Consider the following 26,333-nt stretch of genomic DNA (forward strand, 5'->3'; position numbering starts at 1 on the left):
CCGCTATTGGCTGAAGGCACCTTCGGACAGATGGGTTTCGATGCTGACCTCGGAGGTGGTCATCAGCTTGTGTACCGGGCAGCGGTCGGCCACGCGGTGCAGCTCGTCACGCTGGGCATCGGTCAGCACCCCCTTGAGCGTGAGTTCGACGTGCAGGGCGTATTTGCCTTTCTGCTCTTCACTGTTATCGCGCTTGACCTCAACCTCGACGCCCGTCAGCGGGATGCCCTTTTTCCTGGCATACATTTTCAGCGTCAGGGCCTTACAGGCACCCAGGGCTGCGTCGAAGTAGTCGTGTGGTTCAGGCGCGGTGCCTTCGCCGCCAGAGGTTTTCGGCACATCGGCAAAGAGTTCGTGGTCATCGATCTGGACGCTGTGACGAAAACCTTCGGCGGAGACGGTGTTGACGGTAACAGTCATAAGAAACCTCGCAGGCATTGGGAAAAGTCATTCGATCAAAAAAGGTCCTGAAGTTATAGAGCATCCCTTCAAATTCGCGTTCCACTTTCTTGGCGGGGGATTCGACTAAGACGCAGAACCTGTAGGAGCGAGCGGTGCGGCGATCCGACTTGCCCGCGAAGAATGCACCGCAGTTTTTCAGGCATTACGCGTCATCGCTCTTCGCGGGCAAGCCTCGCTCCTACAGGATTTCACTGAACTTGTCATCGTCCTGTCACCCCGGCGTCATACCCTCGCGCTCATCTCAATCAAGGAGCGCACCATGCACCTCACCCGTTTAGCCGCCCTGGCCACAATGATGTTCGCCAGTGGTCTGGCCTGTGCCGAAGTCCGCGTCGAAGGCCCGGTGGAATACGGCGTGTTCGCTGGTCCGAAAGCCGAACTGCAATCGGGCGAGCGAGTTTTGCGCCGCAGCAATGAACAGATCCAGCAAACCGAAATCGTCCCGGCCAAACTCGGCACCAAGTTCGGTATGCGTTACCAGTTGGCCGGCAAGGTCGCCGAAGACCAACCGCTGACTTTGCTCTATTTCACGCCGGGCATCCGTACTCCGGATGGCGCGCGACACGACAAACTGGAAGTGACTCAGAAACTGGTACCCGGTGCTCCGCAGGACCTGATGGCCTTCGAGTTCACCGAAAGCCATGAAGTTGTTCCCGGTGAATGGCGTTTCATGGTGTTCCAGGGCGACCGTCTGCTGGCCCAGCAACGCTTTACCGTGCGCTGATCGCGCGCGCCCAACCAAATCCCAGACGAAAAAAAGCCCCGCGTTTGCGGGGCTTTCATGTTGTTGCGGATCAGCTGCCTTTGACCGTCTTGCCGTTGACCGTACCGTCGAGGAGCATGATGTTGTACTCCTTGCCGTCGGTTTCGACCTGTTGCAAGCGAACCAGCAGGTAATCCCAGTCCTTGGCGAACCACAGGACGGTGATGCGCTTGCTTTGTGTCGGGTCGCGCACGCGCTCGACCTTGATTGCATCGATCTGGCCAGCCTTGGTGTCGACTTTTTCCGAACCCAGCACGCGGAAGTCATAGGTATCGACTTCGCCGCCATCGACGACCGGGTAGCTCATGGTCTTTTTGCCGGCCGCCACATCATGCTGCAAGGCCAGTTGATAGGTGGATTTGTCGACCATGCCGCGATTGAGCGGGATCTTGACCGGATCGCCGCGATCGGTGCCGGTGACCATTTTCGTGGTCCAGTCGAAGTCCAGATCAGCTTTCTTGGCTTTGCCCAAGCCGCCCCGTTCGAAGTGATAGGACTGCGGCAGCAGGGTGTCCTTGTCCAGGGTCAGCGTACTTTCTTCAGTCAGGCTGGCGATCATCATCGACGCCTTGAAGCTGAGTTTCCAGACGCCGTTGGCTCCCTTGGTCAGGCTGCGTTCAGCCGTGCCGCTCATGGGTAGCTGCTTCCAGTCGGCGGTGTAGCTGGCGGAGAAGGGTTGAAGGTCTGCAGCCTGCGCAAACGGCAGGGCGAGCAGAGCGCAAGCGAAGAGCAGGGCGCGACGCATAAAATCTCCTAGGTTCGAATCAAGTGGCCGCTGGCCGCGAGTAACTGTCCGTCCAGTAAAGCACCTTGTTCGCCGAGTGATAAACGACCTTCGGCAAACCAGCGTACGGCCATCGGGTAGATCAGGTGTTCCTGGGTATGGACTCGCTGCGCCAGACTCTGCGGCGAATCGTGCAACTCTACCGGTATTACTGCCTGTACGACCAGTGGTCCGCCATCGAGTTCCTCGGTGACGAAGTGCACGGAACAGCCGTGTTCAGTATCGCCGGCCTCCAGCGCGCGCTGATGAGTGTGTAACCCTTTGTATTTGGGTAGCAGCGAGGGATGGATATTGAGCAGGCGACCCTGATAGTGGCGCACGAAGTCAGCGCTGAGAATGCGCATGAAACCGGCCAGTACCACGAGTTTGGGGTTGAAGGCGTCGATCAGTTCGATCAGCGCGGCATCGAAGGCCTCGCGACCTTCGAAAGCCTTGTGATCCAGGGTGCGGGTGTCGATGTCCGCGTCCCTGGCGCGTTGCAGGCCGTAGGCGTCGGCGCGGTTGGAAATCACCGCAGCGATGCGGGCCGGGCTGTCGCCGGTCCGCGTGCTGTCGATCAAGGCCTGCAAGTTACTGCCAGTGCCGGACAACAGCACCACCACATCACAGGTCTGGGACATCAATGAGCCTTGAGGTTCTTCAGTTCAACCTGGGCCGCGCCTTCGGCAGCGGTGGCGATCTGACCAATGACCCAAGGCTGCTCGCCGGCTTCACGCAACACGTTCAGCGCGGTTTCAACGTGCTCTTGAGCAACGCAGATGACCATGCCGACGCCGCAGTTCAGCACGCGGTGCATTTCGTTTTCGTCGACGTTGCCTTTCTCTTGCAGCCAGTCGAACACGGCAGGACGGGTCCAGCTCGCAACGTCAACCACCGCTTGTGCGCCTTTTGGCAGAACGCGCGGGATGTTGTCCAGCAGGCCACCACCGGTGATGTGGGCCATGGCTTTGACGGCGCCGGTTTCCTTGATCAGCTTGAGCAGCGGCTTCACGTAGATACGGGTAGGGGCCATCAGCAGGTCGGTCAGCGGTTTGCCGTCGAGCTGGATGTTTTCGATGTCTGCACCGGACACTTCGATGATCTTGCGGATCAGCGAGTAGCCGTTGGAGTGCGGGCCGGAAGACGGCAGGGCGAGCAGGGCATCGCCGGCAGCGACTTTGGAACCGTCGATGATTTCGGACTTTTCCACGACGCCGACGCAGAAGCCGGCCAGGTCGTAGTCTTCGCCTTCGTACATGCCAGGCATTTCAGCGGTTTCGCCGCCGACCAGGGAGCAGCCGGACAGTTCACAGCCAGCGCCGATGCCGGTCACGACCTGGGTCGCGGTTTCGACGTTCAGTTTGCCGGTGGCGTAGTAGTCGAGGAAGAACAGCGGCTCGGCGCCGCAGACCACCAGGTCGTTCACGCACATGGCAACCAGATCGATGCCGATGCTGTCGTGCTTGTTCAGGTTCAGCGCCAGGCGCAGTTTGGTGCCGACGCCGTCAGTGCCCGAGACCAGTACCGGTTGCTTGTAACCGGCCGGGATTTCGCAGAGGGCGCCGAAACCGCCCAGGCCGCCCATGACTTCCGGGCGCGCAGTGCGCTTGGCGACGCTCTTGATGCGTTCGACCAATGCTTCACCGGCGTCGATGTCTACACCGGCGTCCTTGTAGCTCAGGGAGGGTTGCTTGCTCATGATCCAGGCCTTTAGGGGGGATTCAGGGGTAACGACCGAGTCCAGTGGGACCGCCGAAACAGACGAAGGCGTGTGCCATCGGCGAATTTCAGGGTGCCCGGCTGTTGCCGGTCTGCGAAGGCGCGCGATTTTATCAGGCTTGAGGGGCAGCGGCCATCCTCGTGCCGACGGGCAGGGGCATATCGCGTTAAAAAAACCGATATTGCCCGTGTTGGTGACGTCCCGGATGGCTGTATAAGGTATCGACGTTAACCGTCTATCGTTATGACAGTGCGAAAACTTACCGTGATCGGGTGAATGTTTTGCTTGAACGTGTGGTCAACAGACCCCTGGTTCAATCATCTTCACGCGGTCTGTTCCAGCCGCTCTTGTCGTCAGGAATCTTTTTATGCGTTTTCTTAAATTCTTGTTCGCGGGCTGTTTATCCATGGTTAGCCTGACCAGTCATGCCGAAACCGTCAAAGGCCTCTATCAAGTGCGCGAGCCTGTCAGCAGCCAGACGCCGGAGGAGCGCGATCAGGCGACTCAGCGGGCGCTGGATACGTTGGTGTTGCGCCTGACCGGCGACCCCAAGGCGGCGCAGAGCCCGGGGCTGGCGACCGTGCGAAAAGACCCTCAGCAGATCATCAGTCAGTTCGGTTATGACGCCGGGCCGCCGGAGGTGTTGAAGGTCGATTTCGATCCAGCCACCACCGAACAGGCCTTGCGGCGTGCCGGGTTGGCCGTGTGGGGTGCCAACCGGCCATCGATTCTTGGTTGGTGGTTGAACGAATCCACCGAAGGTTCGAGCCTGGTCGGCGATGGTCAGGCCAGCGCTACGCCACTGCGTCGAGCGGCTCAGCATCGTGGGCTGCCGCTGCGTTTGCCACTGGCGGACCTGAATGAGCAGATTGTCGCCACTGCGCCGAATCTGGAAAGTGCAGACCCTGCACCGCTGCAAGGGGCATCCGACCGTTACAATGCCGATGCCTTGCTGGCGGTGCATGCCCGTGAAGAGGGTGGCCAATGGCAAGCCAAGTGGCGTTTGTGGTTGGGCGATCAGAAAGAAGCCGGTAGCGTGCAGGGTGCCGATACCGCCGCGCTGGCCGATGCGGTGATGCTGGCGGTCAGCCAACGCTTGGCGCCGCGTTTTGTCGCCAAGCCGGGAGCATCGAGCGAGCAATTGCTGGAAGTGCAGGGGATGAGTCTGGAGCGTTATGCGACGCTCGGGCGTTTGCTGGAGCCTTTTGGCGCACGTTTGCAAAGTGTCGACGGTGACCGCGTGATTTATCGGGTCAACGGCAGCCCCGAGCAACTGCGGGCGCAGTTGTCTTTGGCCAAGTTGCAGGAAATTCCGGCCGGTGAAGCGCCGGCCCCCACTGCGCCTGTTCAGCCCGTGGCGGCTGGCTCGACACCGGTCGCGGCGCCGGCCCCGGCACCGACACCGCAGTTACGTTTTCGCTGGTAGTTTTTCTTTATATAGAAGCAGGAGTGGTACATGGCCGATACACGGCGTTGGTTCTGGCTCGGTGGGGTGGTCCTGCTTTGCGCGTTTGTTTACCTGTTGCACCCGATCCTGACGCCGTTCCTGGTGGCGCTGTTGCTGGCCTATCTGTTCGACCCGCTGGTGGATCGGCTGGAGAAGTACGGCCTGTCGCGGACCTGGGGTGTGGTGGCGGTGTTCGCGTTGTTTACCTTGATCTTCACGACCTTGCTGTTGGTGTTGGTGCCGATGCTCGCCAAGCAGCTGTTTCGCTTGTACGAACTGGCGCCGCAGATGCTCGATTGGTTGCAGCACACCGCATTGCCGTGGGCGCAATCGAAATTTGGGCTGTCGGATAATTTTTGGAAATTCGACAAGCTCAAGGCGGCGATCAGCGAGCACATGGGCCAGACCACCGACATTGTCGGCGTGGTGCTGAGTCAGGCGACGGCTTCAGGTCTTGCACTGATTGGCTGGCTGGCCAATCTGGTGTTGATTCCGGTGGTGAGTTTTTATCTGCTGCGCGACTGGGACCTGATGATGGCCAAGATCCGCAGCCTGCTGCCGCGTGATCGTGAAGAGCGCGTGATGTCCCTGGCGGGAGAATGTCATGAGGTGCTCGGGGCATTCGTGCGCGGGCAGTTGCTGGTGATGCTGGCGCTGGGCGTGATCTATGCCGCAGGCTTGATGATCGTCGGGCTGGAGCTGGGGCTGTTGATCGGTCTGATTGCCGGGTTGGCGGCGATCGTGCCGTACATGGGGTTCGTCATCGGGATTGGCGCGGCATTGATTGCCGGTCTGTTCCAGTTCGGTGGCGATTTGTATCCCATGATCGGTATTGTCGCGGTGTTCATGGTCGGCCAGGCGCTGGAAGGCATGGTCCTGACGCCGTTGCTGGTGGGAGACCGGATCGGCCTGCACCCGGTGGCGGTGATCTTCGCGATCCTGGCCGGCGGCGAGCTGTTTGGTTTTACCGGTGTGTTGCTGGCGTTGCCGGTGGCGGCGGTGATCATGGTCCTGGTGCGTCACGTACACGATTTGTATAAGGACTCGGATATCTACGGCGGTGCCGACGAACTTGAGCCATAAGGTTTTTTGATCGCTCGTAGCGGGCAGTCTGGTTTCGTGCCAGGTTTGCCCGTATCCCTCGTGTGGCTGTCACATGCGCCGCCAAAGAACCTGGTTAACGCAAACCTTTGATTTTGCTTGTGGTCTGTCGCATTGTGCGGTCAGCCTCACGGGTATAAACTTCGCAAACTTTACACAGAGGCCACTAACGGTTCCTTTGGAACTGTTCAGTCAGCATGAAACCGATTCAGCTGCCCCTAGGTGTGCGTCTGCGTGATGACGCTACCTTTATCAATTACTACCCAGGCGCCAATGCCGCTGCACTCGGCTATGTCGAGCGGCTCTGCGAAGCCGACGCCGGCTGGACGGAAAGCCTGATTTACCTCTGGGGCAAGGACGGGGTAGGGCGCACGCATTTGTTGCAGGCGGCGTGTCTGCGCTTCGAACAACTGGGGGAGCCGGCGGTGTACCTGCCGTTGGCCGAGTTGTTGGACCGTGGCATCGAAATCCTCGACAACCTCGAACAATACGAACTGGTCTGCCTGGACGATCTGCAGGCGGTCGCTGGCAAGGCGGATTGGGAAGAGGCGCTGTTCCATCTGTTCAATCGTCTGCGTGACAGCGGCCGGCGTCTGCTGATCGCCGCCTCGACATCCCCGCGCGAACTGCCGGTGAAGCTGGCAGACCTCAAGTCGCGGCTGACACTGGCACTCATCTTCCAGATGCGGCCACTCTCTGACGAAGACAAATTGCGTGCCTTGCAGTTGCGCGCATCCCGTCGCGGCCTGCACCTGACGGACGAAGTCGGGCATTTTATTTTGACTCGCGGTACCCGCAGCATGAGTGCACTTTTCGAGCTGCTTGAACGCCTCGATCAGGCCTCCCTTCAAGCCCAGCGCAAGCTGACAATCCCGTTCCTGAAAGAAACCCTTGGTTGGTAAAAGACCTGATCAAACCCAGGTTTTACGCGGGTTCCGGCATATTCCAGGCGTCAACAAATCCGCTTTCCTGCAAGAGGGCAGGCTGCGCAAAGGTTCAAAATGGGCTTAAGCGCTTAGATGTAAACGAGAAACTGATAAGTCACATAAAGATCGATTGAATTTGCAAATGAGGTTGATAGCGGGCATAGTCGCGGCTTCTTTAGAAACTATCAGCCACGGTCGTGCCCATGCTAAATCGCTTCGCACCCCTCGTGCCTCTCGCACTCGTCACCCTGTTGTTCGGTTGCGCTGCTCACTCTCCAGTGTCCCAGCAAGAGCCAAAACAGCAGGTTTCAAATTCAGTTACCGCTCAGTCTTCTTCCGTTCTTTTCCAGGAAGAGCTGGCCACCGATAAAGAACTGGCAGACTTCGCCGGCGGCAAGTCGTACCAGCTTCCGGTTCTGGCCGACAGCATCCTCGAACGTGGCATGTCCCTGATCGGTACCCGTTACCGTTTCGGTGGCACCTCCGAGGCCGGTTTCGACTGCAGCGGCTTCATCGGTTATCTGTTTCGTGAAGAGGCCGGCATGAACCTGCCGCGCTCCACTCGCGAAATGATCAACGTTGACGCTCCTCTGGTTGCTCGCAGCGCCCTCAAGCCGGGTGACCTGCTGTTCTTCGCCACCAATGGCCGTCGCGGTCGTGTCAGTCACGCCGGGATCTATCTGGGTGATAACCAGTTCATCCACTCCAGCAGCCGCAAAAGCGGTGGTGTGCGGATCGATAGCCTGGGCGACAGCTACTGGAGCAAGACCTTCATCGAAGCCAAGCGCGCACTCGCGATGGCGCCGACTACGGCCCCGGCTATCGTCACGGCACGCAAGTAAGCGGACAGTTTGTAAGGCGAACTTAAAGTCTTACTTGAAGTTTGCCGCGTAGCCGCTAGAATCCTGATCTAATATTGATGGCAAACCGCCTGCGTTCTGCGCAGGCGGTTTTCTTTTCTGCCCTTTCGGTGGAAAAAGCCGCAGCCAGATCAGGATGTTCTGTTTATGACGATGTCGGCCCGCCTCGCACTCATGTTCTTCGCAGCGCTGCTCAGCGCCTGCGCCAGCCGCACACCGCCACCTGCGCCGGTGGTCCGCGCTCCGATTGTTTTCGGTCCTTCCCAAGCCTTTTCCCCTGCGGCAGAAGACGTACTGTTTCGCGCGCTGGGTCTGGTGGGAACGCCTTATCGCTGGGGCGGCAACACACCGGATTCCGGGTTCGATTGCAGCGGTCTGATCGGTTACGTCTATCGCGATGTCGCCGGCATTTCCTTGCCGCGCTCCACCCGCGAGATGATCGGCATGCAGGCTCCTAGTGTCGGCAAGGAAGGCCTGCAAACCGGTGACTTGATTTTCTTCGCCACCAATGGTGGTTCCCAGGTCAGCCACGCCGGGATCTACGTCGGCGAAGGCCGCTTCGTCCACGCGCCAGCCACGGGCGGCACGGTCAAGCTGGACAGCTTGTCCAAGGCTTACTGGCAGAAAGCCTACCTGAGCGCCAAGCGCGTCTTGCAACCTGAGCACTTGGCACATAATCCGTAGCGGAAGTTGTCATGATCGCTCGCTTGAAGGATGACTCGCGCTGGGCGACAGGTTGACGCTGTGCAAAAACTGTAGGAGCGAGGCTTGCCCGCGAAAGCGGTGTGTCAGTCGATATCAATGTTGACTGTGCTGCCGCCTTCGCGGGCAAGCCTCGCTCCTACGGTCAGAGCTGATTACTTGGCTGCTGAAACGCGCCACACCTTGTTCCCGACATCATCCGCCACCAGCAAGCCTCCTTGCTGATCGATCACCACGCCCACCGGCCGGCCCATGGCTTTTTCCTCGTCGTTGAGGAAGCCAGTGAGCACATCCACCGGTTGCCCGGTCGGTTTGCCGGCGCTGAACGGCACGAAAATCACTTTGTAGCCACTGTGTGGCTTGCGGTTCCACGAGCCATGCTGGCCGATGAATACACCTTGAGTGAACGGCGCGGGCAGTTTGCTGCCTTCGGCAAATGTCAGGCCCAGTGACGCGGTATGTGGCCCCACCGCATAGTCCGGGGCGATGGCCTTGGCCACCAGATCGGGTTTTTGCGGCTCGACGCGAATGTCGACGTGTTGGCCGTAATAGCTGTAAGGCCAGCCGTAGAACCCGCCGTCCTTCACTGAGGTGATGTAGTCCGGCACGAGGTCGCTGCCGATTTCGTCACGCTCGTTGACGGCGGTCCACAGTGCGCCGCTCTGAGGCTCCCAGGCCAGACCGTTTGGATTACGAATCCCCGAGGCGAAGATCCGATGATTGCCGGTGGCGCGATCCACTTCCCAGATCGCCGCGCGGCCTTCCTCCTGATCCATGCCGTTTTCACCGACGTTGCTATTCGAGCCCACGGTGACGTACAGCTTGCTGCCATCCTTGCTGGCGATGACGTTTTTGGTCCAGTGATGATTCAGCGTACCGCCCGGCAGGTCGACCACCTTGATCGGCTGCGACTTGATCGCCGTTTCACCGTTTTCATAGTGGAAACGCAGCAGGCGATCAGTGTCGGCGACGTACAGGTCATTGCCGACCAGGGTCATGCCGAAGGGCGAATTGAGGTTTTCCAGGAATACCATGCGGGTTTCGGCGACGCCGTCGTGGTCCTTGTCCCGCAGCAGGGTGATGCGGTTCGGGCTGGGGACGCCGGCACCGGCGCGGCCCATGACTTTGCCCATGACCCAGCCGCGAATGCCTTGGCCATCATCGGGTTTGGGCGGCGCGTTGGTTTCGGCCACCAGCACATCGCCGTTGGGTAATACGTAGAGCCAGCGCGGATGATCGAGGCCTTCGGCAAACGCCGCCACTTGAGTCCCTGCCGCGGCGACGGGTTTCTTGCCTTCAGGCCAGCCGATTGCCGGGGCGATGTTCACCGTCGGGATCAGGGTTTTATTCGGTTCCGGCAGCTTGGGCGACGGTCCGGTGCCGTCCGAGACTTGCAGGCTGGAGGTTTCACCACAGGCGGCGAGCCCTCCGGCGAGCGCGATGATGAAAACGAGATGGGGTTTGCGCATTACTGATCTTCCCTATGAATGCATTGACGTAATCATAGAGAAGCGTAGACGTTCGATGGTTCAACCCGTCAGCCGCGGGCTTCCTTGAACAATACGGCGATCCCTGGATGGTAGTTGCCGGCTTCATTGCGCAACTTGCGATAGGCGTACGGGAAATACCAGGCCACGGCGCAGCTGGGTTCCTTTTGCAGGTCGTCGAGCATGTCCTGGAGTTCTTCCGGTGTAGCGCTCTGCTGAGCTTTTTGCGGCGCAACGAACAGGCAACCGAGTTTCAGGTCGCTGGCGTAGCTGATCCTCTTGGCCTCGCTGGTGATGTCCTGCAGCGCCTGAGTCAGGTTCAGGCTGTTGACCCGCGGCCAGCGTTGAGTGGCTTGAAGGTAGGCGCGTTGTTCGGCGGTGGCTTCGGGAGTGGCGATAAACAGGTCGGCGCGGCCGTTGCGTTCGCCTTCTTCGTTCTGCTTGCGCGTCGGCGTTTGTTGCAAGGTGACCATTTCTGCCATCCAGGCTGCGGCGGAGAGCAGGCCGAGGTTGGCTTTTTCGTCGTACCAATAAGGTGTGTCGTTATCGCCGCGTACAGCGTTGTAGCGGTCGATACAGTCAAACCAGCGTTCCAGCACCGGTCGCAGGAATTCCAGCTTCGGATTGCTGATGATCATGCCTTGCATGTTGCTCACCCTTGTAATTGTGATGTTGGGTTGTGGCGCTTTGATATCACTGCTGACAGTGTGGTGCAAGTTGGGTGTCAGAAATTTGATCGGCGGCAGTATATCGCTCGCCCGCGCTTTGTCTTCAATTGACGCTCCACCCCCAACCCTCTAACCTTCGCGGCTTGTTTCAGGTGCTCTGTGGCGGTGGCCGACAGAGTGAAACAGGGAAGCCGGTGAGTGACTATCGTCAAGCGACGAAGCGTCACGATCCCGGCGCTGCCCCCGCAACGGTAAATGAGTGAAAACTGCGCCTTGAGCCACTGTGTTGATGTCAACATGGGAAGGCGCGCAGTCAGGCAAAACGCCGCTCATGAGCCCGGAGACCGGCCTGATTCATCCAACGGCATCACGGCGGGCGATGCCAGGCTTCTTGCCGTCTATTCTTGTGCCTGCCCGCCGTTATCCAGCCTCAACGGAGAGCTCCCATGACTGATACCCCCGATCGTGACGAACGCCATCTGGCGCGCATGCTGCGCAAAAAAGCGGTGATCGACGAACGCATCGCCAACTCCCCGAATGAATGCGGCCTGCTGCTGGTGCTGACTGGCAATGGCAAAGGCAAAAGCAGCTCGGCGTTCGGCATGCTTGCGCGGGCCATGGGCCACGGTATGCAGTGCGGCGTCGTGCAGTTCATCAAGGGGCGCACCAGCACCGGCGAGGAGCTGTTCTTCCGGCGCTTCCCGGAGCAGGTGCGTTTTCATGTGATGGGCGAGGGCTTCACTTGGGAAACCCAGGACCGCCAACGCGACATCGCCGCCGCCGAAGCCGCCTGGGCGGTGTCCCGCGAATTGCTGCGTGATCCGGCCATTGGCCTCGTGGTGCTTGATGAGTTGAACATCGCCCTCAAGCACGGCTACCTCGATCTCGATCAGGTGCTCAGCGACTTGCAGGCCCGTCCGCCGATGCAACATGTGGTGGTCACCGGTCGTGGCGCCAAGCCAGAGATGATCGAGCTGGCCGACACCGTCACAGAAATGGGCATGATCAAGCACGCCTTCCAGGCCGGAATCAAAGCGCAAAAAGGCGTCGAGCTGTGAACTGCACTTTATGAATAGCCATCGTCAATGCCCGGCGGTACTGATCGCCGCGCCGGCCTCCGGTCAGGGCAAGACCACCGTCACTGCCGCGCTGGCCCGTTTGCATCGCAATCAGGGGCGCAAGGTTCGCGTGTTCAAATGCGGCCCGGACTTTCTCGACCCGATGATTCTCGAGCGCGCCAGCGGTGCACCGGTCTATCAACTCGACATGTGGATGGTCGGCGAGCAAGAAAGTCGGCGTCTGTTGTGGGAGGCCGCTGGCGAAGCCGATCTGATCCTCATCGAAGGCGTCATGGGGCTGTTCGACGGTACGCCGTCCAGCGCCGACCTGGCGCGGCACTTCGGTGTGCCGGTGCTTGGCGTGATCGACGGCACCGCGATGGCGCAGACGTTTGGCGCGCTGGCCCTGGGCCTTGCGCGTTATCAGCCGGATTTGCCTTTTGCCGGTGTGCTGGCCAACCGGGTCGGCACTGTGCGGCATGCGCAGTTGCTCGAAGGCAGCCTGACTGAAGGCTTGCGCTGGTACGGTGCGTTGTCCCGGGAGACCGGGATCGAATTGCCGAGTCGACATCTTGGCCTGGTTCAGGCCAGCGAGCTGAATGATCTCGATCTGCGCCTCGATGCGGCCGCCGAGTCACTGGCCAGCAGTTGCGATGTGGCGCTGCCGCCGGCCGTGGAATTCGCCGCGCCTGAAATGATCGCGGCCGAACCGTTGCTGGCCGGTGTACGGATTGCCGTGGCCCGCGATGAAGCTTTCGCGTTTACCTACGGCGCGAGCCTGGATTTGCTGCGGGCCATGGGCGCCGAATTGTCTTTTTTCTCGCCGATCCGCGACAGCGGGTTGCCGGAGGCAGACAGCCTCTATCTGCCGGGCGGTTACCCCGAATTGCACCATGTGGCGTTGTCACAAAACACGCCGATGCTGAACGCGATCCGCGCTCACCACGCGGCGGGTAAACCGTTGCTGGCCGAGTGTGGCGGCATGCTGTATCTGCTGGATTCCTTGACCGATGTCGAGGGCACTCGCGCTGAACTGGTTGGCTTGCTGGCCGGTGATGCGGTGATGCAGAAGCGTCTTGCCGCGTTGGCCTTGCAGGCGGTCGAATTGCCGGAAGGTTTGCTGCGTGGGCACACGTATCACCACTCGCTGACCAGCACCGGGCTTGAGCCGATTGCTCGAGGTTTGAGCCCCAATGGCGGGCGAGGGGCGGAGGCGGTTTATCGTGAGGGGCGGATGACGGCTTCCTATGTGCACTTTTATTTCCCGTCCAATCCATCGGCGATTGCCGCGCTGTTTGTGCCTGACCTTGACACCGCCATCGCGGGCAAGCCCACTCCCACATTAGAGAGTGTGTTGCCTGAAGAAACACGGTCCACTGTGGGAGCGAGCCTGCTCGCGAAGAGGCCATGACGGAAAACGCATTTTCCGAAGCCGAGCGCGCAGCCGTCTACCGAGCCATCGCCGAACGCCGCGACATGCGTCACTTCAGCGGCGGCACAGTCGAGCCCGAGTTACTTCGTCGTCTGCTCGAAGCCGCGCATCAGGCCCCGAGTGTCGGCCTGATGCAGCCCTGGCGTTTCATCCGCATCAGCGACCGGGCACTGCGCGGCAAGATTCAGCAGCTGGTGGAAGAAGAACGCATCCGCACCGCCGAAGCCCTCGGCGAGCGCTCCGACGAATTCATGAAGCTCAAGGTCGAAGGCATCAACGACTGCGCCGAGGTGCTGGTCGCCGCGCTGATGGATGATCGTGAGCGGCATATCTTCGGCCGTCGTACGTTGCCGGAAATGGACATGGCCTCGCTGTCTTGCGCCATCCAGAATCTTTGGCTGGCGTCCCGCGCCGAAGGCCTGGGCATGGGCTGGGTGTCTCTGTTCGAACCGCAAGCGCTGGCGGACTTGCTGGGTTTACCGAGCGGGGCCAAGCCTTTGGCCGTTCTTTGCCTGGGGCCGGTCAAGGAATTCTATCCGGCGCCGATGTTGGTACTCGAAGGTTGGGCGCAGGCGCGTCCACTCAGTGAGTTGCTGTATGAAAATTATTGGGGAGTGAGTCAATGAGTGTGGCGTTGTTGAGTGTCGCCGCGGTCGCGCTGGATGCGCTGCTGGGTGAACCCAAACGCTGGCATCCGCTGGTGGCGTTCGGTCGTGTTGCCGATCGCATCGAGCAACGTTTCAACTCCGGTGGCCGTGGCTGGCGCAGTCACGGGGTTACGGCCTGGGTGATGGCGGTCGTGCCGCTGACCTTGCTGGCCACCGCGCTTTCCTGGGCGCCTTATGTCGGTTGGATTGTCGAGATTCTCGTGCTCTATTGCGCCCTCGGCATGCGCAGCCTTGGTGAACACGTCGAACCGGTGGCCAAGGCCCTGCGCAGTGATGATCTGATCGAGGCGCGCAAACGCGTTGGTTATCTGGTCAGCCGTCAGACCAGCGAACTGGATGAAACCGAAGTCGCCCGCGCCGCCACCGAGTCGGTGCTGGAGAACGGCAGCGATGCGGTGTTCGCCGCGCTGTTCTGGTTTGCCGTGGCCGGTGCACCCGGCGTGGTGCTTTATCGTCTGAGCAACACCCTGGATGCGATGTGGGGTTATCGCAACGAACGCTTCGAGCGTTTCGGTTGGGCCGCGGCGAAGATCGATGATGTTCTCAATTACATTCCCGCACGTCTGGTGGCGTTGACCTACGCGCTGCTGGGCAAAACCCGACTGGCGCTGAAGTGCTGGCGTACCCAGGGCCCGACCTGGGACAGCCCGAATGCCGGGCCGGTGATGGCCGCCGGTGCTGGCGCGCTGGGCGTCGAGTTGGGTGGGGCGGCGATTTATCACGGTGAGCTGCATCAGCGTCCGCAGTTGGGCGAAGGCGTGCCGGCGGATGCCGATTCCATCGACCGTGGCTGGCAATTGGTCCAGCGCGGGGTATGGTTATGGCTGCTGATTCTCTGCGTGGGGGCTGAATTCTATGCTTGAGCACGGTGGCCGCTTGCGCAAGGCGGCGCTTGAATACGGCATTGCCGAAGCCGATTGGCTCGACCTGTCCAGTGGCCTCGCGCCCTGGCCATTCCCGGTCCCGGACATCCCGCTGCGGGCCTGGGCGCGGTTGCCGGAAACCGATGACGGTCTGGAGCAGGCTGCCTGCAACTATTACGGTGCGGCTCAAGTGTTGCCGGTGGCCGGGTCGCAAATGGCGATCCAGTTGCTGCCGCGTTTGCGTCGGGCCGGCAAGGTCGGCGTGCTGTCGCCGTGTTACGCCGAACACGCCGAAGCCTGGCGTCGCAACGGGTACATCGTGCGTGAAGTGCTGGAGTCGGAAGTCGATTTCTTTCTCGACAGCCTCGATGTGCTGGTGGTGGTCAACCCGAACAATCCCACGGGGTTGAGCCTGACTCCGGCTCGTCTGCTGGACTGGCATTCGCGGCTGGCCCAGCGCGGTGGCTGGCTGGTGGTGGACGAGGCGTTCATGGACAACACCCCGCATTTGAGTCTGGCGCCGTTCGCCAATCAGATCGGCTTGATCGTACTGCGCTCCTTCGGCAAGTTCTTCGGCCTGGCCGGTGTGCGACTGGGGTTTGTGCTGGCCGAGCGCAAGTTGCTCAAGCTGCTGGCCGAACAGGTCGGACCTTGGGCGGTCAGCGGTCCGACCCGAGTGCTGGGTCAGGCGTGCCTGACGGATACGGACGGGCACACCCGACAGCGCATTCGTACTGACGAGGCCGGCGAGCGTCTGGCGTTGCTGCTTGAACAGTACGGTTTCAAACCTCAGGGCGGCTGTGCATTGTTCCAATGGCTGATCACCGAGTGCGCCGAAGCGCTGCATGAATTCATGGCCCGGCGCGGCATTCTGCTGCGGTTGTTCACCCACAACAGCAGCGTGCGGTTTGGCTTGCCCGCCGATGAGGCGGATTGGCTGCGTCTTGAGCAAGCGCTTGAAGCCTACGTTAAGGAAGCGCAATGACTACATTGAAGGTGCAGGGCGCGACTTTGATGGTGCAGGGCACTACATCGGACGCCGGTAAAAGCACGCTGGTGACGGCGCTGTGTCGCTGGGTAACGCGCCAGGGCGTGAGTGTCGTGCCGTTCAAGCCGCAGAACATGGCTCTCAACAGCGCGGTGACTGCTGACGGTGGCGAGATCGGTCGCGCTCAAGCGGTGCAGGCCCAGGCTGCCAACCTTGAACCGCACACCGATATGAACCCGGTGCTGCTCAAACCCAATAGCGATACTGGCGCCCAAGTGATCATTCATGGTCGCGCGGTTACCACCATGAATGCCGTCGCCTATCACGACTACAAAGTCATCGCCATGCAAGCGGTGCTGGCCTCTCATGAGCGTTTGAGTGCGGCGTATCCGGTGGTGATGGTCGAAGGGGCAGGTTCGCCGGCAGAGATCAACCTGCGCGCCGGCGACATCGCCAACATGGGGTTTGCCGAGGCGGTGGACTGCCCGGTCGTACTGATTGCCGACATCAATCGCGGTGGAGTTTTCGCGCATTTGGTCGGCACGCTGGAGCTGCTGTCGCCCAGCGAGCAGGCAAGGGTCAAAGGCTTCATCATCAACCGTTTTCGCGGCGACATCACCTTGCTGCAACCAGGCCTCGATTGGCTGGAGGAGCGCACCGGCAAGCCGGTGATCGGCGTTTTGCCGTATGTGATGGACCTGCATCTTGAGGCCGAGGACGGTCTCGATCAGCGTCAGACCGACAAGGCCGATCAAGTATTGAAAGTGGTAGTGCCGGTACTGCCGCGTATCAGCAACCACACCGATTTCGATCCGCTTCGTCTGCATCCGCAAGTGGACCTGCAATTCATCGGACCCGGCCAGGCGATTCCGCCAGCCGACCTGATCATTCTTCCCGGCTCGAAAAGCGTGCGCAGTGACCTCGCGTACTTGCGGGCCAACGGTTGGGACACGGCGATCTCGCGGCACTTGCGCTATGGCGGAAAAGTGCTGGGGATTTGCGGCGGTCTGCAAATGCTCGGCGAGCAGGTGCACGACCCGCTGGGCCTTGAAGGCGCGCCGGGTTCCAGTGCCGGCTTGGGCTTGCTGGCGTTCGAAACGCAGCTCGAAGAAGAGAAGCAGTTGCGCAATGTGCGTGGGCGCCTGGCACTGGAAGATGCGCAGGTCAGTGGCTATGAAATTCATGCCGGCGTGACCACCGGGCCGGCGCTGGAAAATGCTGCGGTGCAGCTCGACGATGGTCGCTGCGATGGCGCGCAAAGTGTCGATGGGCAGATTTTCGGCACGTATCTGCATGGCCTGTTCGAGTCACCGGCGGCGTGCAGTGCGCTGTTGCGCTGGGCCGGGTTGCAGGATGTGCAGGAAGTGGATTACCACGCCTTGCGCGAGCGCGATATCGAGCGATTGGCGGATTTGGTGGAGAAGCATCTGGATACCTCGCTGTTGCGTGAGCTCTGTGGTTTTTGAGGTGGTTTTGAGGGCGCCTTCGCGGGCAAGCCTCGCTCCTACAGGTTTTGTGTCGTTCACATTATTACGATTCGACGCTAATCCGTAGGAGCGAGGCTTGCCCGCGAAGAGGCCCGCCCCGACACCGCACATTTTAAGGAATAAACCATGCTGCAACTGATCCTCGGCGGCGCTCGATCCGGCAAAAGCCGCCTGGCTGAAAAGCTGGCGACAGACAGTCAGCTCCAAGTCACTTATATAGCCACCTACATCGCCACCAGCCAATCTCAAGATGGCGAAATGAACGAGCGGGTGGCCCATCACCGCGCCCGCCGTCCGGCCGAGTGGGCGTTGATTGAAGAACCGCTGGAACTGGCCCGCGTGCTGCGCGAAACCGCCAGTGCCGATCGTTGCTTGCTGGTGGATTGCCTGACGTTGTGGCTGACCAATCTGCTGATGCTCGACGATGCCGAGCGCTTGTCGGCCGAGCGCGAAGCTCTGCTGGACTGCCTGGCGTCATTGACGGGTGAAATCATTTTTGTCAGCAACGAGACCGGGATGGGTGTCGTACCGCTGGGCGAATTGACTCGCCGCTATGTCGATGAAGCCGGTTGGCTGCATCAAGCCTTGGCCGAGCGCTGTCAGCGAGTCGTACTGACCGTTGCCGGCCTGCCCCTGACTTTGAAAGGAACTGCGTTATGACTCACTCCTGGTGGCTGAACCCGTGCAAGCCAATCGACGCTCAAGCGGTGGAACAGGCGCAGGCGCGTCAACAGCAACTGACCAAACCTGCCGGCTCTCTCGGCCAGCTCGAATCGGTGGCGGTGCAACTGGCCGGGTTGCAGGGGCAGGTCAAGCCGACGCTGGATCAGCTGTGGATTGCGATTTTTGCCGGTGACCATGGTGTAGTTGCTGAAGGAGTGTCGGCGTTTCCGCAGGAAGTCACCGGGCAGATGCTGCACAACTTTGTCAGCGGCGGCGCGGCGATCAGCGTGTTGGCGCGGCAGTTGGGGGCTTCCCTGGAAGTGGTCGATCTCGGCACCGTCACGCCGTCGTTGAATCTGCCGGGGGTGCGTCACCTGAACATCGGCCCGGGCACGGCGAATTTCGTCCAGGGACCGGCGATGACCCAGGCCCAAGGTGAACTCGCCTTGCAGGCCGGTCGCGACAGTGTGCAGCGCGCCATCGCGGCAGGCGCACAGTTGTTCATCGGTGGCGAAATGGGCATCGGCAATACCACCGCGGCCAGCGCGTTGGCCTGTGCGTTGCTCGATTGCCCGGTGGTGCATCTGGCCGGACCGGGGACCGGATTGAACGCGGCGGGTGTCAGCCATAAAGCCCAAGTCATCGAACGCGCCTTGGCGTTGCATGGCGCTCAGCGTAGCGATGCGCTGCAGACCTTGTTCAACCTCGGCGGTTTTGAAATCGCTGCGCTGGTCGGCGCGTACCTGGCCTGTGCTCAGGAAGGCGTCGCGGTGTTGGTCGACGGGTTTATTTGCAGTGTCGCTGCGTTGGTGGCGGTGCGTTTGAATCCGGCCTGCCGTGAGTGGTTGCTGTTCGGTCATCGCGGCGCCGAGCCGGGTCATCGCCATGTGCTCGAAACCCTGAACGCCGAACCGTTGCTGGACCTTGGTCTGCGACTGGGCGAGGGCAGTGGCGCGGCGTTGGCCGTGCCATTGTTGCGTCTGGCCTGCGACCTGCACGGGCAAATGGCGACGTTCGCCGAAGCCGCGGTGGCGGATCGCCCGGCATGACCTTGCGCCTGGACCTGTTGCGCCATGGCGAAACCGAACTCGGCGGCGGTTTGCGCGGCAGCCTCGACGATGCGCTGACCGGCAAGGGCTGGGAGCAAATGCGCGCCGCAGTGATCGAACAGGGGCCCTGGGATCGACTGGTCAGTTCGCCGTTGCAGCGTTGTGCGCGCTTTGCGCAAGAACTTGGGGCGCAACTATGTTTGCCGGTGCAGCTGGATAAGGATCTGCAAGAGCTGCACTTCGGCGCTTGGGAAGGGCAGAGCGCGGCGGCGCTGATGGAAACCAGTGCCGAGGCGTTGGGCTTGTTCTGGGCCGATCCCTATTCGTTCACGCCGCCCGAGGGTGAGCCGGTTGCGGACTTTTCAGCGCGGGTGTTGGCGGCCATCGAACGGCTGCACACGGCCTATGCGGGTGAGCGAATCTTGCTGATCAGCCATGGCGGCGTCATGCGTTTGTTGCTGGCTCAAGCGCGCGGATTGCCGCGTGAGCAGTTGCTCAACGTTGAAGTTGGTCATGGCGCGTTGTTCTCGTTGTCGGTCGAGCCCGGCGTCTTGTTAAGGGAAGCGATCTGACCATGTTGCCGTTCTGGATCGCCCTGCAATTTTTGAGCAGCCTGCCGATTCGCCTGCCAGGCATGCCGACGCCCGAGGAACTGGGCCGGTCGCTGCTGTTTTATCCGCTGGTCGGTTTGCTGTTTGGCGTGATCCTGTGGGGGCTGAACTGGCTATTGCTGGGCACGCCATTATTGCTTCACGCCGCACTCCTGCTGAGTGTTTGGGTCGTGCTCAGCGGCGCGTTGCACCTGGATGGCCTGGCCGATAGCGCCGATGCGTGGCTCGGGGGTTACGGCGACCGTGAACGCACCCTGACCATCATGAAAGACCCGCGTAGCGGGCCGATCGCCGTGGTGACGCTGGTGCTGGTGTTGCTGCTCAAGTTCGCCGCGTTGCTGGCGTTGATCGAGCAGCAGCACAGCGTGATCCTGATCATCGTTCCATTGATTAGCCGTAGCGCGTTGCTGGGGTTATTCCTCACCACGTCTTACGTGCGTCCCGGTGGATTGGGGCAGGCGCTGGCCGATCATCTGCCGCGTTTGGCCGGTCAGCAGGTGTTGGCGATCAGTGCGGTGGCTTGTGTTGTGATGGCAGGCCTCAGCGGTGTATGGGCGCTTGCACTGGCGGCAGCGGTGTTTGTCTGGTTGCGGCAAGTGATGGTGCGGCGATTGGGCGGGACAACGGGCGATACGGCAGGGGCGTTGCTGGAATTGCTGGAGGTGGAGGTGCTGGTGGGGCTTGCACTGCTCTGAATCCTGTAGGAGTGAGGCTTGCCCGCGAAGGCAGTGTGTCAGTCGATATCAATGTTGACTGTGCTGCCGCCTTCGCGGGCAAGCCTCGCTCCTACGGTAATATGTGTCAAAAAATTTGCTTTCATTTAACCGCGGGTATATACACGCACTATGCTTCCTTCTCAATGTTTGTGTACTAACCTGCGTCGCGCCGCTCGTGGCGTCAGCAGGCACTACGACGGCGCTCTCGACGGCTTCGGGATCAACGTTGCCCAGTATTCTTTGCTGTGCAATCTGCAGCGTCTGGATCAGCCGAGCATCTCGACGCTGGCGGAGGCCATGGGCCTGGATCGCAGCACCTTGGGGCGCAATCTGCGGGTGCTGGAGGGCGAAGGTCTGGTGACGCTGATCGAAGGCGAGGACATGCGCAATCGCATCGTCCAGCTCACTGAGACAGGGCGCGAACGTCTGGCAGCGGCCTTGCCGGCCTGGGAAGCGGCGCAGCAGCGGTTGATCGACCGTCTGGGTGCCGAGAAGCGTGAAACCTTGCTGAAACTGCTGGACGAACTGGCTTGAGGCCAGTTTGTTCGATCTTAAGCGGGTATATACCCGCTACCGGAGAACAAGAATGACATCAATGTGGCGTACATGCGGTTGGGTTCTGTTGGGAAGTGCGCTGATTCTGGCGTTGTCCCTGGGGGTGCGACACGGTTTCGGGCTGTTTCTGGCGCCCATGAGTGCCGAGTTCGGCTGGGGCCGCGAAGTGTTTGCCTTCGCCATTGCTTTGCAGAACCTGATCTGGGGCCTGGCGCAGCCATTCACCGGCGCACTGGCCGACCGCTTTGGCGCTGCGAAGGTGGTGTTGATCGGTGGTGTTCTGTACGCCCTGGGTCTGGTGTTCATGGGGCTGTCCGATTCGGCGGTGACCTTGTCCTTGAGCGCTGGGTTGTTGATCGGCATCGGCCTGTCGGGCACCTCGTTCTCGGTGATCCTGGGCGTGGTCGGCCGGGCCGTGCCACCGGAAAAACGCAGCATGGGCATGGGTATCGCCAGCGCCGCCGGTTCTTTCGGCCAATTCGCCATGTTGCCCGGCACGCTGGGGCTGATCGGCTGGCTTGGCTGGTCTGCGGCATTGTTGGTGTTGGGCCTGGTGGTGGCGTTGATCGTGCCGCTGGTGAGCATGCTCAAGGACAAGCCGCTGCCGGTGCTCGGGCACGAGCAAACCCTCTCTGAAGCGCTACGCGAAGCTTGTTCCCATTCAGGATTCTGGCTGTTGGCGTTCGGTTTTTTTGTCTGCGGTTTTCAGGTGGTGTTCATCGGCGTGCACTTGCCGGCCTATCTGGTGGACCAACACTTGCCAGCCTCCGTCGGCACCACGGTGCTGGCGCTGATCGGGCTGTTCAATATCTTCGGCACCTACACCGCTGGCTGGCTCGGCGGGCGGATGTCCAAACCGCGCCTGCTCACCGGTCTGTATCTGTTACGGGCGGTGGTGATTGTGCTGTTCCTCTGGGCGCCGGTCACTCAGGTCACGGCTTATTTGTTCGGCATGGCCATGGGATTTCTCTGGTTGTCGACGGTGCCCTTGACCAACGGCACAGTGGCGACCTTGTTCGGTGTACGAAATTTGTCCATGCTCGGTGGGATCGTTTTCCTCTTCCATCAGCTCGGCTCGTTCCTCGGCGGTTGGTTGGGTGGGGTGGTGTATGACCGAACCGGGAGTTACGACTTGATCTGGCAGGTGGCGATTCTCTTGAGTCTGTTGGCCGCAGCCCTGAACTGGCCGGTGCGCGAGCAGCCGGTGGCACGTCTGCAAACCCGGATGAGTGCAGCATGAACAGTCTCTGGCCGCGGATGGCTGTAATCGCCATCGGCGTACTGCTGCTGGCCCTGGCGTGGTGGGGCTGGCGTCAGGGTGGCCTGGCGTTGATGCAGTTGGGCATGGGTGCTTGCTAGCGAGCGGCGAAGGCGAGTAATTTCGTTTTCTGACGATTGTTCAAGGATGCACCGACATGCTGATGCGCTGGCTTGCAGTTCCCGCGTTGCTGACGGTTTTTACCGGGTTGGTCCAGGCGGCAGAATGCCCGGAGTTGTTACAAGGCTCATTGCCCAAACTGCGTGCCAAGGAATCCATCGATCTGTGCCAGCGCTTCGCCGGCAAGCCGCTGGTGGTGGTCAATACCGCGAGCTTCTGTGGCTTCGCCCCGCAGTTCAAAGGCCTTGAGGCGCTGTATCAGCGTTACAAGGATCAAGGGCTTGAGGTGGTTGGTGTTCCATCCAATGATTTCAAACAAGAGTCTAAAGATGGCGCAGAGACTGCCAAGGTCTGTTACGTGAACTACGGCGTCACCTTCACCATGACCGAGCCACAGAAAGTCCGGGGCGATGATGCAACGCATTTGTTCAAGGTTCTCGCTGAACAAAGCAGTTCGCCGAAGTGGAATTTCTACAAGTACGTGGTCGATCGCCAAGGCAAGGTGATCGCCAGTTTCTCCAGCCTGACCAAGCCTGACAATCCCGAGTTCATCGAGGCGGTGGAGAAAGCTCTCGCTTCGAAACCCTGATCGACGCGCACTAAAAAGCCCCGCCTCTGTACAAGAGTGCGGGGCTTTTTCAATTCAGGCGAGCAGGGAGTCAAGCTCGCCGAGAATCATCAGAAACGGTAGGTTGCGCCTACACCGAAACCGTTCGCCCAGTTTTCATACTTGGCGTTATAGGTTTGGCGGCCGTTGCTGTTGTTGATCTTGACCGACTCTTCGCGCAGGTACGAGTACGCTACGTCGATGGTCAGGTCGTCGGTCGGGCTCCAGCCAGCGCCAAGGCTGAAAATCTTGCGATCGCCAGTCGGGATGCGTGGGGAACGGTTTTCGTTATTGGTCGGTGCCTGGTCGACAGACAGACCGGTACGCAGGACCCATTGTTTGTTCAACTGGTACGAAGCGCCGATGGCGTGAGCCCAGGTGTCATGCCAGTTCTGTTCTTCGGTGATGGTGCCAAACCGGCCGTTCAGGGCAGCAGGAACGCCACTGTTCTCAACGGTGATTTCTTTCAGGCGGCTCCAGCGAGTCCAGGTGCTGCCTGCGTAGAGAGTCCATTTGTCGTCCAGCTGGTGAGTAACCGAGAAGTCGACCGACTCAGGCGTGGTGATGTCCAGCGATGCGTCGTACTTCTGGTTCGGGTTCTGACCAAGGGCACCCAGGAGGTTGTAATTGACCTTGGTGTCACCCTCGAGCTTGTACTTCACTTTCGAGTGGTAGGTCAGGCCGACGCGAGTGCTGTCGGTGGCTTGAACCAGGATACCGATGTTGTAACCCAACGCGGTGTCGTCACCCTTGATCTTGACGTTACCGTCCGCTGCGCGCGGGTTCAGCGACAGGTTCGATTCCAGGGTGCCGTCAATGCGGTTGATGGTCGGACCGAAACCGATCGACACCTTGTCGTTGAAGGCGTAGCTGACGGTTGGCTGCAGGGTTACGATTTTTACTTCGCTCTTGCTGCCGAAGTATTTGCCGGCGAAGCCGTTCTCGTAGTCGGTCACCAGGCCGAATGGCGCGTAGACGCCGAAACCGAATGCCCAGTGGTCATCGATTGGCTTCACGTAGTAGCCCATGGGCACGCCCATGAAAGGGACCATGTCACCTTTGTTGGTGCCACTATTCGGTCTGGAGCTCGCATCACTGATATCAGCGTGCGCGTCGATAAATGCAACACCACCGGTCACTTGTTCGCGCTTGAGGCGAGACATGCCGGCAGGGTTACCAAAAACTGTAGATGCGTCGTCGGCAGATGAAGATCGCCCGGCAAAACCTGTCCCCATCCCGCTGATGCTTTGTTCGTTGAGGGCAAAGCCACTTGCGAAGATTTGGGTGGATGCCATGGCAACGGCGAGGCTAAGGGTGGTTTTGAGCATTACTTTTTTCATTATTAGAACTCCTGGTGATCACCGGGGCGAAAATTACCAACATTTTCGTCCGGGCGCTATAGCCTGTATCGCTTGATTTAGAGCGGTTTTGTAGGACAATCCGACCAAAATCGCGACAAGTTGTGCGATCTTCGGAAACGGGTGGGTCAGCAGGCGACCTGATTCAACGATGAAACACAGGTTTGCCAGGCGTAGGTGAAATCTCGCAGACGGCCTTGGGGCTGGAAAGTCTGGCGCCAGATTCGGGCCATTCCCAACAGGTCGTCGGAGGCGGGGAGGGGAGTGTTCTGTTCTTCTATCAGCAGCCAGGCGATGGCGGTGGCGTAACGCAGGTTGACGGTCAATTCCAGGTGCGGGCCGCTTAGAAAAGCATGTTGGCTGGCCAGGCCGCGGACTAGGCTCGCCCGATCCGGGTCCAGGGCCAAATAGTGATCCCACAGGGCTTGGTGGCGAGGCTCGGCGATTCGATACAGGCCGTGTCCACGGCGGTCATGCAAGGCTGACCCAAGGGCTGACTGACTGGCGGCAATGCCCAGCAGCAGGGATTCGGCAGTTGCGCTATGGCGTCCGAGGTAGATCAATGTCGGACGGATCACATAACGACACAGTTCGCTGGCAGCGATACCCATAAAACCCTCGAAACATGAAGTGGGTCGGCGACACCTGAAGGGGGCCTTGGCAGCAGTGGATCGATTCAGGCTCGCCGGAAGCGGACCAAGCCGCTTGAGTTGAAGTGTAGTGTCATTATTTCGCTGTAAAGGACTGTTTTTAAAATATTTCCGGCTTCGAGTTATAACCGTTATATCGGTTGGTGCTTAGCCGCAGGCCACGAAATGAGAAATATCGGGCAATAAAAAGCCCCGCTTTTCAGCAGGGCTTTTGAGGTTTTCAACCTTTCTGGCGTCTCAGGCAACCAGTGCCTGGCGAGTACGCTCGATCACAGCCTGCAGCGGTTCTGCGCTGGAATATTGATCCGGGTACAGGCGTTCGCTGTGACGAGCGATGCCGTGTTCGTTGACCAGAGTGAAGCTGAAGCAGCCTTTGCGAGCGGCCATGATCAGGCAGTTCATTGGAGCAAAAGCGTTGGTTAGGGTGCGGATGGCATCCTGAGTGTGGATTTGAGTAGACATAATTGGTGTTCCTACAAGCGACACGGATAAGAACCGTGCAAAGTTAAAACGTTCCAGTGACGACGACCACCATTGGTCGAACGAAGAACCCGACTGGAACAAAGCAGCCAGTTTGAAGCGCTGATAAATTGGCGCGCTTGGGCTGGCAGGTAGGTACTTAGGAGGGCAGGCAACACATCAAGGGCAAAGGTTCTGGGCCCGGGGTGAAGATCCTGATCAATTTGCAGGCTGGTTCGGTCAGAGTAAGTGAGCTTCGCAACACCCTTTGCTTTCGATTCAAAGGCTGTGTTGGCGTAGATTTACCTGGAAACCATCGAGGTGGCCGATCCCGCTTTGTCGGTGGAGGCTTCTCTTGGAGAAGGCTGACCGGGGGGATTTGTTCGACCAGAATTGACTTTCAGCTTGGTACTAACGCCGCGGATACTAACGGATTGAATTACCGAAGGGAAGTCTGTTTGCAAAAAAAGATCGTTGGAGTGCCTGCGGACCAGTCCCGGCTGAGCGATTGGAAGTGCCACCGGCAGAGCCTGCGCCCCGTAATGGCCCAGAACCCGACCGTTGATCCGAGAGGACGATCGAGCCAGGATCAATCTGTAGCGCGGGTTGCCTTGGGTTTATCCCCAGACCTTACCTAAAAACGCGCCGAAAAAGCGCATCGATATAACCGGCTCGCAGGTACTTGTGCACATAAGTTGCGCGAACTGTCATCCCACTGTCATCCTCGCCTCAATGGGAGTGGGTGCCTGTAATGAAAATTTAAGTCAATGAAAAACATCGCTTTTTTTTACTGGTGAAAAAATCGTCAGTTTGACTGCGAGCCCCATCCCACACGGCTTTGCGCGAGTTCAAAGGCGGTTGTCCACTGAGTTATCCACAGCTTCTGTGGATT

Annotated in this window: 29 protein-coding genes and 1 riboswitch; of the genes, 20 read left to right on the forward strand and 9 right to left on the reverse strand. The window is 59.9% G+C overall.

Going from position 1 to position 26,333, the window contains the following annotated elements:
• Nucleotides 1-3: 3 nt before the first annotated feature.
• Entirely contained in the window at nt 4-420 is a 417-nt protein-coding gene (locus AB7M22_RS04790) for an OsmC family protein (RefSeq protein WP_007898961.1), read from the reverse strand.
• A gap of 301 nt (nt 421-721) precedes the next feature.
• On the opposite strand from AB7M22_RS04790, the gene AB7M22_RS04795 reads away from it, so the two are divergent.
• On the forward strand, nt 722-1,186 hold the full coding sequence (locus AB7M22_RS04795; protein ID WP_454185407.1) for a DUF3859 domain-containing protein: 465 nt from the start codon (nt 722-724) through the stop codon (nt 1,184-1,186).
• A gap of 70 nt (nt 1,187-1,256) precedes the next feature.
• Here the strand turns inward: AB7M22_RS04795 and AB7M22_RS04800 are convergent, their stop codons facing one another.
• Genes AB7M22_RS04800 through purM form a run of 3 tightly spaced genes read right to left on the reverse strand, consistent with a single transcriptional unit; the run spans nt 1,257 to nt 3,687 of the window.
• Nucleotides 1,257-1,970, reverse strand: coding sequence for a DUF3108 domain-containing protein (locus tag AB7M22_RS04800; protein ID WP_454185408.1), 714 nt, complete (start codon nt 1,968-1,970; stop codon nt 1,257-1,259).
• 8 nt (nt 1,971-1,978) lie between these two features.
• The gene (gene purN / locus AB7M22_RS04805; protein ID WP_454185409.1) at nt 1,979-2,629 is read right to left on the reverse strand and encodes a phosphoribosylglycinamide formyltransferase; all 651 of its coding nucleotides are present in this window, start codon (nt 2,627-2,629) and stop codon (nt 1,979-1,981) included.
• Nucleotides 2,629-3,687 carry a phosphoribosylformylglycinamidine cyclo-ligase gene (gene purM / locus AB7M22_RS04810; protein ID WP_008013877.1) on the reverse strand — a complete coding sequence of 353 codons (1,059 nt, stop codon included), beginning with the start codon at nt 3,685-3,687 and terminating at the stop codon, nt 2,629-2,631. Before purM ends, purN begins: the two co-directional genes overlap by 1 nt.
• A gap of 388 nt (nt 3,688-4,075) precedes the next feature.
• Between purM and AB7M22_RS04815 the strand changes: the two genes are divergently transcribed.
• The 5 genes from AB7M22_RS04815 to AB7M22_RS04835 all read left to right on the forward strand — a co-directional run bounded on the left by AB7M22_RS04815 (nt 4,076) and on the right by AB7M22_RS04835 (nt 8,726).
• Nucleotides 4,076-5,134, forward strand: coding sequence for a DUF2066 domain-containing protein (locus tag AB7M22_RS04815; protein WP_454185410.1), 1,059 nt, complete (start codon nt 4,076-4,078; stop codon nt 5,132-5,134).
• A 30-nt stretch (nt 5,135-5,164) separates the two neighbouring features.
• Nucleotides 5,165-6,238: an AI-2E family transporter gene (locus AB7M22_RS04820; RefSeq protein WP_454185411.1), complete on the forward strand. Its 1,074-nt coding sequence runs from the start codon at nt 5,165-5,167 to the stop codon at nt 6,236-6,238.
• Between the two features lie 215 nt (nt 6,239-6,453).
• Entirely contained in the window at nt 6,454-7,158 is a 705-nt protein-coding gene (gene hda, locus AB7M22_RS04825) for a DnaA regulatory inactivator Hda (protein WP_007898944.1), read from the forward strand.
• Between the two features lie 227 nt (nt 7,159-7,385).
• Complete coding sequence (locus AB7M22_RS04830) at nt 7,386-8,024, forward strand: C40 family peptidase (protein ID WP_454185412.1); 639 nt, start codon at nt 7,386-7,388, stop codon at nt 8,022-8,024.
• Between the two features lie 165 nt (nt 8,025-8,189).
• Nucleotides 8,190-8,726 carry a C40 family peptidase gene (locus AB7M22_RS04835; RefSeq protein ID WP_007898942.1) on the forward strand — a complete coding sequence of 179 codons (537 nt, stop codon included), beginning with the start codon at nt 8,190-8,192 and terminating at the stop codon, nt 8,724-8,726.
• 173 nt (nt 8,727-8,899) lie between these two features.
• On the opposite strand, the gene AB7M22_RS04840 is transcribed toward AB7M22_RS04835, so the two are convergent.
• Together AB7M22_RS04840 and AB7M22_RS04845 are read right to left on the reverse strand one after the other, a co-directional pair.
• Nucleotides 8,900-10,213: a PQQ-dependent sugar dehydrogenase gene (locus AB7M22_RS04840; RefSeq protein WP_454185413.1), complete on the reverse strand. Its 1,314-nt coding sequence runs from the start codon at nt 10,211-10,213 to the stop codon at nt 8,900-8,902.
• Nucleotides 10,214-10,281: 68 nt separating this feature from the next.
• Nucleotides 10,282-10,878: a hypothetical protein gene (locus AB7M22_RS04845; protein ID WP_007898940.1), complete on the reverse strand. Its 597-nt coding sequence runs from the start codon at nt 10,876-10,878 to the stop codon at nt 10,282-10,284.
• A gap of 154 nt (nt 10,879-11,032) precedes the next feature.
• Nucleotides 11,033-11,266: riboswitch (cobalamin riboswitch) on the forward strand.
• Nucleotides 11,267-11,345: 79 nt separating this feature from the next.
• Between AB7M22_RS04845 and cobO the strand changes: the two genes are divergently transcribed.
• The 14 genes from cobO (at nt 11,346) to AB7M22_RS04915 (ending at nt 22,956) form a co-directional block, all read left to right on the forward strand.
• Nucleotides 11,346-11,957, forward strand: coding sequence for a cob(I)yrinic acid a,c-diamide adenosyltransferase (gene cobO / locus AB7M22_RS04850; RefSeq protein ID WP_454185414.1), 612 nt, complete (start codon nt 11,346-11,348; stop codon nt 11,955-11,957).
• Between the two features lie 10 nt (nt 11,958-11,967).
• Nucleotides 11,968-13,368 carry a cobyrinate a,c-diamide synthase gene (locus tag AB7M22_RS04855; RefSeq protein ID WP_454185415.1) on the forward strand — a complete coding sequence of 467 codons (1,401 nt, stop codon included), beginning with the start codon at nt 11,968-11,970 and terminating at the stop codon, nt 13,366-13,368.
• Complete coding sequence (gene bluB, locus AB7M22_RS04860) at nt 13,365-14,015, forward strand: 5,6-dimethylbenzimidazole synthase (protein WP_454185416.1); 651 nt, start codon at nt 13,365-13,367, stop codon at nt 14,013-14,015. The genes AB7M22_RS04855 and bluB overlap by 4 nt, the downstream gene beginning before the upstream one ends.
• A complete protein-coding gene (gene cbiB, locus AB7M22_RS04865) occupies nt 14,012-14,920 on the forward strand; it encodes an adenosylcobinamide-phosphate synthase CbiB (protein WP_454185417.1) in 909 nt (302 codons plus the stop codon). Before bluB ends, cbiB begins: the two co-directional genes overlap by 4 nt.
• Entirely contained in the window at nt 14,913-15,905 is a 993-nt protein-coding gene (cobD, locus tag AB7M22_RS04870) for a threonine-phosphate decarboxylase CobD (protein WP_454185418.1), read from the forward strand. The genes cbiB and cobD overlap by 8 nt, the downstream gene beginning before the upstream one ends.
• Nucleotides 15,902-17,374 carry a cobyric acid synthase gene (locus tag AB7M22_RS04875; RefSeq protein ID WP_454185419.1) on the forward strand — a complete coding sequence of 491 codons (1,473 nt, stop codon included), beginning with the start codon at nt 15,902-15,904 and terminating at the stop codon, nt 17,372-17,374. The genes cobD and AB7M22_RS04875 overlap by 4 nt, the downstream gene beginning before the upstream one ends.
• A 147-nt stretch (nt 17,375-17,521) precedes the next feature.
• Nucleotides 17,522-18,055, forward strand: a complete 534-nt coding sequence (cobU, locus tag AB7M22_RS04880; RefSeq protein WP_454185420.1) for a bifunctional adenosylcobinamide kinase/adenosylcobinamide-phosphate guanylyltransferase — start codon at nt 17,522-17,524, stop codon at nt 18,053-18,055.
• Nucleotides 18,052-19,107 carry a nicotinate-nucleotide--dimethylbenzimidazole phosphoribosyltransferase gene (gene cobT, locus AB7M22_RS04885; protein ID WP_454185421.1) on the forward strand — a complete coding sequence of 352 codons (1,056 nt, stop codon included), beginning with the start codon at nt 18,052-18,054 and terminating at the stop codon, nt 19,105-19,107. Before cobU ends, cobT begins: the two co-directional genes overlap by 4 nt.
• Nucleotides 19,104-19,679 carry an alpha-ribazole phosphatase family protein gene (gene cobC, locus AB7M22_RS04890; RefSeq protein WP_454185422.1) on the forward strand — a complete coding sequence of 192 codons (576 nt, stop codon included), beginning with the start codon at nt 19,104-19,106 and terminating at the stop codon, nt 19,677-19,679. Before cobT ends, cobC begins: the two co-directional genes overlap by 4 nt.
• A 2-nt stretch (nt 19,680-19,681) precedes the next feature.
• Nucleotides 19,682-20,413 (forward strand): adenosylcobinamide-GDP ribazoletransferase, encoded by a 732-nt coding sequence (locus AB7M22_RS04895; protein WP_454185423.1) that lies wholly within the window; start codon nt 19,682-19,684, stop codon nt 20,411-20,413.
• 150 nt (nt 20,414-20,563) lie between these two features.
• Nucleotides 20,564-20,968 (forward strand): MarR family winged helix-turn-helix transcriptional regulator, encoded by a 405-nt coding sequence (locus AB7M22_RS04900; RefSeq protein ID WP_008013903.1) that lies wholly within the window; start codon nt 20,564-20,566, stop codon nt 20,966-20,968.
• A 52-nt stretch (nt 20,969-21,020) separates the two neighbouring features.
• A complete protein-coding gene (locus AB7M22_RS04905; protein WP_454185424.1) occupies nt 21,021-22,229 on the forward strand; it encodes an MFS transporter in 1,209 nt (402 codons plus the stop codon).
• The gene (locus AB7M22_RS04910; protein WP_256580749.1) at nt 22,226-22,348 is read left to right on the forward strand and encodes a hypothetical protein; all 123 of its coding nucleotides are present in this window, start codon (nt 22,226-22,228) and stop codon (nt 22,346-22,348) included. Before AB7M22_RS04905 ends, AB7M22_RS04910 begins: the two co-directional genes overlap by 4 nt.
• A gap of 56 nt (nt 22,349-22,404) precedes the next feature.
• Nucleotides 22,405-22,956, forward strand: a complete 552-nt coding sequence (locus tag AB7M22_RS04915; RefSeq protein WP_454185425.1) for a glutathione peroxidase — start codon at nt 22,405-22,407, stop codon at nt 22,954-22,956.
• 89 nt (nt 22,957-23,045) lie between these two features.
• Here the strand turns inward: AB7M22_RS04915 and AB7M22_RS04920 are convergent, their stop codons facing one another.
• From AB7M22_RS04920 to AB7M22_RS04930, 3 genes are all read right to left on the reverse strand, one after another.
• Nucleotides 23,046-24,314 carry an OmpP1/FadL family transporter gene (locus AB7M22_RS04920; protein WP_454185426.1) on the reverse strand — a complete coding sequence of 423 codons (1,269 nt, stop codon included), beginning with the start codon at nt 24,312-24,314 and terminating at the stop codon, nt 23,046-23,048.
• Nucleotides 24,315-24,460: 146 nt separating this feature from the next.
• Complete coding sequence (locus AB7M22_RS04925; RefSeq protein ID WP_008013913.1) at nt 24,461-24,943, reverse strand: hypothetical protein; 483 nt, start codon at nt 24,941-24,943, stop codon at nt 24,461-24,463.
• Nucleotides 24,944-25,219: 276 nt separating this feature from the next.
• The gene (locus tag AB7M22_RS04930) at nt 25,220-25,444 is read right to left on the reverse strand and encodes a hypothetical protein (RefSeq protein WP_007898912.1); all 225 of its coding nucleotides are present in this window, start codon (nt 25,442-25,444) and stop codon (nt 25,220-25,222) included.
• Nucleotides 25,445-26,333: the final 889 nt, after the last annotated feature.

This window comes from Pseudomonas sp. ADAK2 TE3594, from assembly GCF_053628675.1.

Coding starts and splice junctions, on each gene's coding strand:
- AB7M22_RS04835 (WP_007898942.1), top strand. CDS start 8,190: ATGACGATGTCGGCCCGCCTCGCACTCATGTTCTTCGCAGCGCTGCTC.
- AB7M22_RS04915 (WP_454185425.1), top strand. CDS start 22,405: ATGCTGATGCGCTGGCTTGCAGTTCCCGCGTTGCTGACGGTTTTTACC.
- purN (WP_454185409.1), bottom strand. CDS start 2,629: ATGTCCCAGACCTGTGATGTGGTGGTGCTGTTGTCCGGCACTGGCAGT.
- AB7M22_RS04845 (WP_007898940.1), bottom strand. CDS start 10,878: ATGCAAGGCATGATCATCAGCAATCCGAAGCTGGAATTCCTGCGACCG.
- AB7M22_RS04930 (WP_007898912.1), bottom strand. CDS start 25,444: ATGTCTACTCAAATCCACACTCAGGATGCCATCCGCACCCTAACCAAC.
- AB7M22_RS04790 (WP_007898961.1), bottom strand. CDS start 420: ATGACTGTTACCGTCAACACCGTCTCCGCCGAAGGTTTTCGTCACAGC.
- AB7M22_RS04800 (WP_454185408.1), bottom strand. CDS start 1,970: ATGCGTCGCGCCCTGCTCTTCGCTTGCGCTCTGCTCGCCCTGCCGTTT.
- cobU (WP_454185420.1), top strand. CDS start 17,522: ATGCTGCAACTGATCCTCGGCGGCGCTCGATCCGGCAAAAGCCGCCTG.
- AB7M22_RS04925 (WP_008013913.1), bottom strand. CDS start 24,943: ATGGGTATCGCTGCCAGCGAACTGTGTCGTTATGTGATCCGTCCGACA.
- cobO (WP_454185414.1), top strand. CDS start 11,346: ATGACTGATACCCCCGATCGTGACGAACGCCATCTGGCGCGCATGCTG.
- AB7M22_RS04895 (WP_454185423.1), top strand. CDS start 19,682: ATGTTGCCGTTCTGGATCGCCCTGCAATTTTTGAGCAGCCTGCCGATT.
- AB7M22_RS04905 (WP_454185424.1), top strand. CDS start 21,021: ATGACATCAATGTGGCGTACATGCGGTTGGGTTCTGTTGGGAAGTGCG.
- AB7M22_RS04920 (WP_454185426.1), bottom strand. CDS start 24,314: ATGAAAAAAGTAATGCTCAAAACCACCCTTAGCCTCGCCGTTGCCATG.
- hda (WP_007898944.1), top strand. CDS start 6,454: ATGAAACCGATTCAGCTGCCCCTAGGTGTGCGTCTGCGTGATGACGCT.
- cbiB (WP_454185417.1), top strand. CDS start 14,012: ATGAGTGTGGCGTTGTTGAGTGTCGCCGCGGTCGCGCTGGATGCGCTG.
- cobT (WP_454185421.1), top strand. CDS start 18,052: ATGACTCACTCCTGGTGGCTGAACCCGTGCAAGCCAATCGACGCTCAA.
- AB7M22_RS04875 (WP_454185419.1), top strand. CDS start 15,902: ATGACTACATTGAAGGTGCAGGGCGCGACTTTGATGGTGCAGGGCACT.
- AB7M22_RS04820 (WP_454185411.1), top strand. CDS start 5,165: ATGGCCGATACACGGCGTTGGTTCTGGCTCGGTGGGGTGGTCCTGCTT.
- AB7M22_RS04840 (WP_454185413.1), bottom strand. CDS start 10,213: ATGCGCAAACCCCATCTCGTTTTCATCATCGCGCTCGCCGGAGGGCTC.
- AB7M22_RS04795 (WP_454185407.1), top strand. CDS start 722: ATGCACCTCACCCGTTTAGCCGCCCTGGCCACAATGATGTTCGCCAGT.
- AB7M22_RS04910 (WP_256580749.1), top strand. CDS start 22,226: ATGAACAGTCTCTGGCCGCGGATGGCTGTAATCGCCATCGGCGTACTG.
- AB7M22_RS04830 (WP_454185412.1), top strand. CDS start 7,386: ATGCTAAATCGCTTCGCACCCCTCGTGCCTCTCGCACTCGTCACCCTG.
- bluB (WP_454185416.1), top strand. CDS start 13,365: ATGACGGAAAACGCATTTTCCGAAGCCGAGCGCGCAGCCGTCTACCGA.
- AB7M22_RS04855 (WP_454185415.1), top strand. CDS start 11,968: ATGAATAGCCATCGTCAATGCCCGGCGGTACTGATCGCCGCGCCGGCC.
- cobC (WP_454185422.1), top strand. CDS start 19,104: ATGACCTTGCGCCTGGACCTGTTGCGCCATGGCGAAACCGAACTCGGC.
- cobD (WP_454185418.1), top strand. CDS start 14,913: ATGCTTGAGCACGGTGGCCGCTTGCGCAAGGCGGCGCTTGAATACGGC.
- AB7M22_RS04815 (WP_454185410.1), top strand. CDS start 4,076: ATGCGTTTTCTTAAATTCTTGTTCGCGGGCTGTTTATCCATGGTTAGC.
- purM (WP_008013877.1), bottom strand. CDS start 3,687: ATGAGCAAGCAACCCTCCCTGAGCTACAAGGACGCCGGTGTAGACATC.
- AB7M22_RS04900 (WP_008013903.1), top strand. CDS start 20,564: ATGCTTCCTTCTCAATGTTTGTGTACTAACCTGCGTCGCGCCGCTCGT.